The sequence below is a fragment of the Olsenella phocaeensis genome (assembly GCF_900120385.1).
GTDB classification, from domain to species: Bacteria; Actinomycetota; Coriobacteriia; order Coriobacteriales; family Atopobiaceae; genus Olsenella_I; species Olsenella_I phocaeensis.
Genome location: NZ_LT635494.1, coordinates 534,473 through 542,580, shown reverse-complemented (window position 1 = coordinate 542,580; position 8,108 = coordinate 534,473). Strand labels below are relative to the sequence as shown.

At 70.2% G+C, this 8,108-nt stretch carries 4 protein-coding genes; all 4 read left to right on the top strand.

Annotated features, from left to right (window positions below; genetic code table 11):
- The first annotated feature begins 404 nt into the window (after positions 1–404).
- Entirely contained in the window at positions 405–2,999 is a 2,595-nt protein-coding gene (locus tag BQ7388_RS02530; protein WP_062530200.1) for a YhgE/Pip domain-containing protein, read from the top strand.
- Positions 2,996–5,227, top strand: coding sequence for a YhgE/Pip domain-containing protein (locus tag BQ7388_RS02525; RefSeq protein WP_072499705.1), 2,232 nt, complete (start codon positions 2,996–2,998; stop codon positions 5,225–5,227). Before BQ7388_RS02530 ends, BQ7388_RS02525 begins: the two co-directional genes overlap by 4 nt.
- A 174-nt stretch (positions 5,228–5,401) precedes the next feature.
- The gene (gene gltX, locus BQ7388_RS02520) at positions 5,402–6,910 is read left to right on the top strand and encodes a glutamate--tRNA ligase (RefSeq protein ID WP_072499704.1); all 1,509 of its coding nucleotides are present in this window, start codon (positions 5,402–5,404) and stop codon (positions 6,908–6,910) included.
- Between the two features lie 122 nt (positions 6,911–7,032).
- Positions 7,033–8,108, top strand: a 1,076-nt coding sequence (gene sdaAB, locus BQ7388_RS02515) for an L-serine ammonia-lyase, iron-sulfur-dependent subunit beta (RefSeq protein ID WP_072500426.1), incomplete at its 3' end; no start/stop codon positions are given.

Sequence of the window (8,108 nt, the reverse complement as noted above, 5' to 3'; positions counted from 1 at the left end):
ACGAGGACCTGAGCCGCTGGCGCGTGCGCTCCACCCGCCCCTCGACGACGCCATGTGCGACGCCCCTCATGGCGCGCGCCGCACCGGCGACCTCGACCGCAGCCTGCTCGTTGATGATACCCATCGCCGTCCTTCCCCCTTGGCCGCGACGATTCTAGCATGCAGGAACGAGATTTTTTGAACTTCTCCCCCCAACGCACCGTTCGAGGGGGAGAGAAGCGCGGTGTCTTGATGCCGCGACGCCCGTCTCATGCAAGATAAGCGCAGCTCACGACCCGGTTGGTTCGTCCCTCTCCCCCTGTAGTTCGTTGATGAAATTTTTGACTCCCATTCAAATGAACGTACGCCTTGGGTAGACTGTCGCAGGAAAATGTCGGGCCCTGGGCCCCGTGGCAAGGAGCGCTATGAAGACGGCGGCAAAGATATTCCTCCGGGACCTGAGGCGGATCCTGCGCAACCCCATGGCCGTGGTGGTCACCCTGGGGGTCTGCGTCATCCCCTCCCTGTACGCGTGGTTCAACATCCTCGCCAACTGGGACCCCTACAACAACACCTCGACCGTGCCCGTCGCGGTGGTCAACGAGGACCAGGGCGCCAATGCCGGCAGCAGGGGCTTCGTGAACGCGGGCGACATGGTGGTCGAGCGCCTGAGGCAGAACGACCAGCTGGGCTGGGACTTCACCGACGAGGGAGCCGCGCGCGAGGGCGTGGGCTCCGGCCGCTACTACGCCGCCATCATCATCCCCCCCGACTTCAGCTCCACCCTCGCCGGGGTGCTCGAGGGAAAGACCGCCAAGGCGGACATCCAGTACCTGGTCAACGAGAAGGAGAACGCCGTTGCCCCCAAGGTGACCGACACCGGCGCAACCACCCTCGAGGACCAGGTGGGCGACGAGTTCGTGAAGGTCGTGGGGGAGGTCGTGACCCAGCGGGCGGCAGACCTGGCCGGGACCGTTCAAGGCCAGGCAAGGGACGCCAGCCGGGGCGCACTCGCAGACCTCCAGGGCGTGCGGGACAGCCTGGGGGAACTCCAGGACAGGCTTTCTGACGCGAGCCAAAGGGTGGACGGCGCGCGCGGCGGCGTGGGAGAGGCGCGCCAGGCGCTGCAGGGGCTCTCTGGCGACGGGGACGGGGTCGCGTCGCAACTCGACGACGGGCTTGCCAGCATAGGCGCGGCGCGCGGCAAGGCCCGCAGCCTCGCCGCGGAGCTCGACGCCGCAGTCGCCAAGGGGTCGGCCGGCGTCTCGGGGCTCTCCACCACCGCCTCCCACGACCTGGGCAGGCTCGCGGGCGACGTGGGATGGGCCCAGGGCCGGCTGGACGATGCCATCGCACGCCTCCAGACGACGCTCCAGTCCACGCAGGAGCTCAAGGTGACGCTGGAGGGCCTGCGCTCGACCACGGCCTCCCTCCAGGGGGCGGGAGGCAGCTCGGCCGAGCTGGGACGCGAGCTCCAGGGCAGGATCGACGCGGAGGTCAGCGTGCTGGCCGGGCTCAGCGACGCCCAGGCCGCCCGGCTCGAGGAGCTGAGGCGCGTCTCGTCCTCCGTGTCCGCGGGCGCGGACGACGTGAGGGGGCTCTCCTCCTCCGTGAACGATGCCATCCAGGGCAGCGCCAGCGAGCTCGACGACCTCAGGTCGGCCCTCGCCAACGACTCCCTGCCCCAGCTCGAGGCCTCGCTCGACCAACTCGCGGACGCGGGGGCCGGCCTCGCGGGCGCGGCGCGGCAGGTCTCGCCCACCCTCGCCCGCGCCGACGGCAGCCTAGTGCAGCTCGACCAGACCCTCGTCCAGGCGAAGGCGGCCCTTGACGCGACCGCGGGGTCCCTTGCCACGGCGAGGGACGGCGTCTCCCAGCTCGCCGACGACCTGGTCGCCATCCAGGGCGGAACGGCCTGGAGGCTCCTCTCCGCGGCAGGCAAGCTCGACGCGCAGCGCGTGGGAGAGCTCCTCGGCTCGCCCGTGGAACTCCGGAGCCAAGCGGTCTTCCCCGTTCAGAACTACGGCTCGGGCGTGACGCCCTTCTACACCAACCTCGCGCTCTGGGTGGGTGGCTTCGTGCTCGTGGCCATCTACAAGCGCGAGGTGGACCTCGAGGGGCTGGGCGTGGGGCGCATCCGTCCCTGGCAGGGCTACCTAGGGCGCTGGGCGCTCTTCAGCCTCCTGGGGCTCGTGCAGGCCCTCGTCTGCTGCCTGGGCGACCTCGCCCTGGGCATCCAGTGCCTGCATCCCGTGGCCTTCGTCCTCGCCGGCTTAGTCGAGTCCTTCGTGTACGTCAGCGTAGTCTTCGCCCTCTGCGTCGCCTTCAAGCACATCGGCATGGCGCTGGGCGTCCTCCTCGTGATCGTGCAGATCCCGGGCTCATCGGGCACCTATCCCATAGAGATGATGCCTGGCTTCTTCCAGGCCCTGAACCCCTGGCTCCCCTTCACCTACGGCATCAACGCCATGAGGGAGGCCATCGCGGGCCACTATGGCAACCTCTACCTGCAGAACCTGCTCGTGCTCCTTGCCTTCCTCGCACCCGCCCTGCTCGTGGGCCTCGCCGCCCGGCGCAGGCTCGTGAACATCAACGCCCTCTTCGACGCCCGCCTCGCCCAGACGGAGCTCATGGTGAGCGAGAGGGTCGCGCCCCCTCGGCAGGGGCCGGGCATACGGGAGCTGCTGCGCGCCATCTCCGGCTCCGAGGAGTACCGCGAGCGCCTGACGCGGCGCGCGGCGCGCTTCGAGGAGGCCTACCCCACCCTCGTGAGACGCGGGTTCGCCTGTCTCGCCGTGATTCCCGTGGCGCTCTGCGCGCTCCTCTTCGCCCTCGACGCCAAGATGCCGCTCCTGGTGCTGTGGATCGTCTCGCTCGTCGTCATCTGCAGCTACCTCATCGTCGTGGAGTACCTGCACAGCCACCTCTCGAGCCGCGCCGAGCTGGGCTCGCTCCCGCACGAGAGGCTTCACGAGCTCCTGGACGAGAAACTAGGCCAGGAAGGGGGCGATGCCCGATGAGCCGCGTCCTCGAGGTCGCCAGGAGGGACTTCCTGGCGCTCAGGCACAACGTGATCGCACTCGTGGTCTGCGTGGGGCTGGTGGTGGTCCCCAGCTTCTACGCCTGGTTCAACATCGCCGGGGCCTGGGACCCGTACGGCAGCACGGGCAACCTCAAGGTGGCGCTCGCCAACTCCGACGAGGGCTACAAGGGCGAGCTGGTGCCCGTCGAGCTCAACGTGGGCGACCGCGTGGTCGCGCGCCTGCGCCAGAGCGACAAGGTGGGATACGTGGTCTGCGACGAGGACCAGGCCCTCGAGGGCGTGAGGAGCGGCGAGTACTACGCCGCCATCGTGATCCCCCGCGACTTCAGCCGCAAGATCCTGGGGATCCTCTCTCCCGGGGCGACCAAGGCCCAGGTCAGCTACTACAGCAACGACAAGAAGAACGCCATCGGCAAGATCGTGACGGGCAAGGTGTCGACCTCCGTCCAGGAGGAGATAGACTCCTCCTTCGCCGACGCGGTGACCCAGGTCGGCGCCTCCGTCCTGCAGGACCTGGGCAGCTACCTGGACGACGACCAGACCACCCGCCTCGCCTCCTCCTTCGAGGGGCTGCTCGCCCGCAGCTCGCAGTCGCTCAGGCAGGCCTCGGGCACCCTTCAGAGCTACCAGGCGGTGGTGGACTCGCTCCAGGGACTCATGGGGAGCGCCGACGCCCTCCTCGCCGGCACCCAGGGCGACGGCGGGACCCTGGCGCAGTCGCTCTCGCAGGCGGCGGGCGGCGTGAGGGGTCTCGGAGGGGGTCTCGAGGACGCCGGCACGACCGTGTCGAGCTCGCTCCAGAGGGGCGCCTCGAGCCTGGATGGCGTGTCCTCGGCGCTCGACTCCGCATACAAGACCCTGGACGGGCAGGGCTCCGACCTCTCCGACGGCCTCGCCAAGGCCAAGGCGGAGGTCGACCAGAGGAGGGCCGACCTCCAGGCCCTGAGCGACGACCTGGACGGCAGCGACACGCTCTCGGCCCAGCTCGAGGACAGCCTGGGGGACGACGCCGCCAAGCTCCAGGACGTCCGGCAGCTCCGCCTCACCATCCAGGGGCTGAACCGCCGCGTCTCCTCCGCCCTCGACGACCTGGGGCAGCTCTCCGACGCCCTGCAGGGGGCCATCGACGACGTGGAAGGCTCCCGGAGGGACGCAACCGGCAGCAAGGCCGAACTCGAGGGCCTCGTCGCGGACGCCAAGGACCAGCTCTCCTCGGGACTTTCGACGTGGCAGGGCGAGCTCGGGCAGAGCCTGGGCTCGCTCGCGGACGACATGGAGGAGGCAGCCGGGAGGGCCGATTCCGTCTCGTCCCAGGCGAGCTCGGCCATCCAAGGCGCCCAGGGTAAGGTGGCGGACGCCACGAGCGGCCTCGACGGCATGGGGCAGACCCTGAGAGAGGCGCGGGCGCGCCTCGACTCCGCGGCGGACCGCATGGACGCGACGAGGGCGAGCCTCGACGAGGCCCTCGCCTCCGCGGACGTGGACCGCGTGCGCGCCGTCCTGAGCGGCGACCCCGCCGACCTCGCCGACTTCGTCTCGTCTCCCGTGAGCCTCCAGCGTGACGCGGTCTTCCCGGTCCAGAACAACGGCTCGGCCATGGCGCCCTTCTACACCACCCTGGCCATATGGGTCGGCGCCGTCATCCTCTGCGCCCTGGTGAGGACGGGCCTCTCGCCCGAGGCCCTGAGACAAACCGGCGCCAGGCCCCGTCACGCCTACCTGGGCCGGCTCGCCTTCTTCGCCGTCGTCGGCCTGGCCCAGACCACCCTCGTGCTCCTGGGGGACCTCTTCTTCCTCAGGATCCAGTGCCTGCACCCCTGGCTCTTCCTGCTCGCGGGATGGCTGGCCTCCCTCGTCTTCGTGAACCTGACCTTCGCCCTCACGGCGAGCTTCGGCGACGTGGGCAAGGCCATCGCCGTCTTCCTCATGGTGATCCAGGTGGCGGGCTCGGGCGGGACCTTCCCGCGCGAGATGCTGCCCTCCGGCTTCTTCCAGGCGGCCTACCCCTTCCTGCCCTTCGTGCACGCGGAGAAGGCCATGCGCTGCGCCATCGCGGGACTCTGGGGGGCGGACTATTGGCTCGCCCTGGCACGTCTGCTCGCCTTCCTGCCGCCGGCGCTGCTGCTGGGACTCCTCCTGCGCAAGCCCGTGGCGCGGCTCACGAGCTGGATGGAGCGCAGCCTCGAGTCCACGAGGCTGATGTAGGGCCAACGGGACCGGCGGGCGCGCGACTTCCACACGCACCTGCCGCTGCGTCACCCCCCATAGAAGGACCCGCGCTGTCGCGCTGCCTGCGGACGCCCGTCCCGAACGCCTATACTGGGCGAGTTGGACAACACCTCGCGCGGCATCCCGCGCCAGCACGTCAGGAGAGACCCCGTGTCAGACACCAGACCCGTACGCGTGCGCTTCGCGCCCTCCCCCACCGGCAAGCTCCACGTGGGAGGCGCCCGCACGGCCATCTACAACTGGGCCTTCGCCCGCGCGAACGGGGGCAGCTTCGTCCTGCGCATCGACGACACCGACCCGACCCGCTCCACGGACGAGAACACCCAGATCATCCTGCGCGCCATGCGCTGGCTGGGCCTCGACTGGGACGAGGGCCCCGACGTGGGCGGCGACTTCGGTCCCTACAAACAGACGGAGCGTCTCGCGCTGTACCGCGACGCCGCACGGCGCCTGGTGGCCGAGGGCAAGGCCTACTACTGCTTCTGCACGCCCGAGAAGCTCGCGGCGGACAAGAAGGCCGCAGAGGAGAGGCACGACCCCTTCCAGGGCTACCAGCGCACCTGCCGCAACGTCGACCCGACCGAGGCCCAGGCTCGCGTCGACGCCGGCGAGCCTTACACCATCCGCATCAAGGTGCCCGACGACCGCGGCGACGTGGTGATCCCGGACGCCGTCCACGGCGAGGTGACCTTCAACGCCCGCGAGCTGGATGACTTCATCATCTTCCGCTCCGACGGCACGCCCACCTACAACTTCGCCACCGTGGTGGACGACGCCATGATGCGGATCACCCACGTCATCCGCGGCGACGACCACCTCTCCAACACCCCGCGCCAGGTCATGGTCTACGAGGCCCTGGGCGCACCCACGCCCACCTTCGCCCACATCTCCATGATCCTGGGGCCGGACGGCAAGAAGCTCAGCAAGCGCCACGGCGCGACCTCCGTCGAGGAGTACCGCGACCAGGGCTACGACGCGGACGCCTTCGTCAACTACCTGGCGCTCCTCGGCTGGGCCCTGGACGGCGAGACCACCATCGTCCCCCGCGACGTCCTGGCCAGCCGCTTCTCGCTCGACCACGTGTCCAAGAACCCAGCGACCTTCGACTTCAAGAAGCTCGACTGGATCCAGGGCCAGTACGTCCAGGCCATGAGCGACGCGGAGTTCTCGCAGCGGGTGCTCCTCCCCCAGCTGCACGAGGCAGGGCTCGTCGCCGACGACCCCAAGGCCGTCTACCGCGCGAGCGCCCCCTGGTTCGACCTCCTGTCCAGCATCCTCAAGCCCCGCACCACGCTGGCCCCCGACGTGGTCGAGAAGTCCCGCTTCCTCTTCGAGGGAGAGGAGCTCGCCTTCGACGAGAGGTCCGTCGCCAAGAACCTGGCAAAGGAGGGCGCACGCGGCTACCTCGAGGCGGCCGCCGAGGCGCTTGCCGCACTGGGCGAGGACGAGTGGAACGCAACGCGGATCGACGCCGCCCTCGAGGCGCTGCCCGAGAGGCTCGGCGCCAACAAGCGCAAGTTCTACGGCGCCGTGCGCGTGGCGGAGTGCGGGAACCAGGTCTCTCCCCCGCTGGGAGAGTCCCTCGAGCTCCTGGGCCGCGACATGGTCCTGGCGCGCCTCGAGCGCGCCCTGCCCCTCACCGAGACGAGCGAGGGCTAGCCGCCCGGATTGGGCACAATGGGCATGCATGCGGGCCGGGGCACCCCACGGGAGCTGCCTCGGCCCGCCAACTTTGACGACGTTCGCCGGCAGGGGCCGGCGGCAGCTAGGAGAGACGCCCCATGATGACCACCTCGGCGTTCGAGATCCTGGGCCCCATCATGGTGGGCCCCTCCTCGTCGCACACCGCCGGCGCCCTGAGGATCGCCCTCGTGGCCCGCTCGCTGGGTCCCCGCGAGCTCAGGAGGGCAGAGTTCACCCTCTACAACTCATTCGCCCACACCTATAGGGGCCACGGCAGCGACCGGGCGCTCGTGGCCGGGATCCTGGGACTCGCCCCGGACGACGTGCGCGTGCGCGACTCCTTCGACCTGGCCCGCGAGGCGGGGATCGAGTTCTCGTTCCTGCCCAGCGAGGAAGGAGCGGGCATGCACCCCAACACGGTGACCGTCACCATGCACAGCGCCGATGGCTCGAGGGTCGCCGTGACGGGCGAGTCCCTGGGCGGGGGCAGGGTCAGGATCGTCTCCATCGACGGCGTGCGCGTGGAGATATCGGGCGACTACCCCACCCTCTTCGTGGCGCACAAGGACAAGCCCGGCGTGCTGGCGGCGCTCACCAGCGGCGTCTCCGCCTCCTCCTCCAACATCGCCACCCTGCGCACCTTCCGCGAGAGCCGCGGGGGCAAGGCCTACACGGTCTTCGAGCTCGACGAGGCCGTGGACCAGGGGCTCGTCGACTTCCTCTCGCGCGGGCCCAACATCCTCTCGGCGAGCGTCGTGGACGTGCCGGGCGCGCCCCACGTCCCAGCGGACGCGACGCTGGCACACGGCTTCGACAACGGCGCCGAGCTGCTCTCGCTCTGTGCGCGTGAGGGGGTGGGCATCGGCGAGGCCATGCGCCTGCGCGAGCTCGAGCTCACGCCCGCGGTTGACGTGGACGCCCAGATGGCGCGCGTGATCGCGGCGCTCAGGGACGAGGTCGCGGGGCCGATCGCAAGCCCCTCCCCCTCGCTGGGCGGCCTCATCGGGGGCCAGGCCCGCGCCGTGAGCGACGCCGCGGGGAGACTGGGCGGCCCCCTCATGGGAGAGAGCCTCTCGCGCGCGACCAGCTACGCCATGGCGGTGCTGGAGCGCTCCGCCAGCATGGGCGTGATCGTGGCCGCGCCGACGGCGGGGTCGGCGGGCGTGGTGCCGGG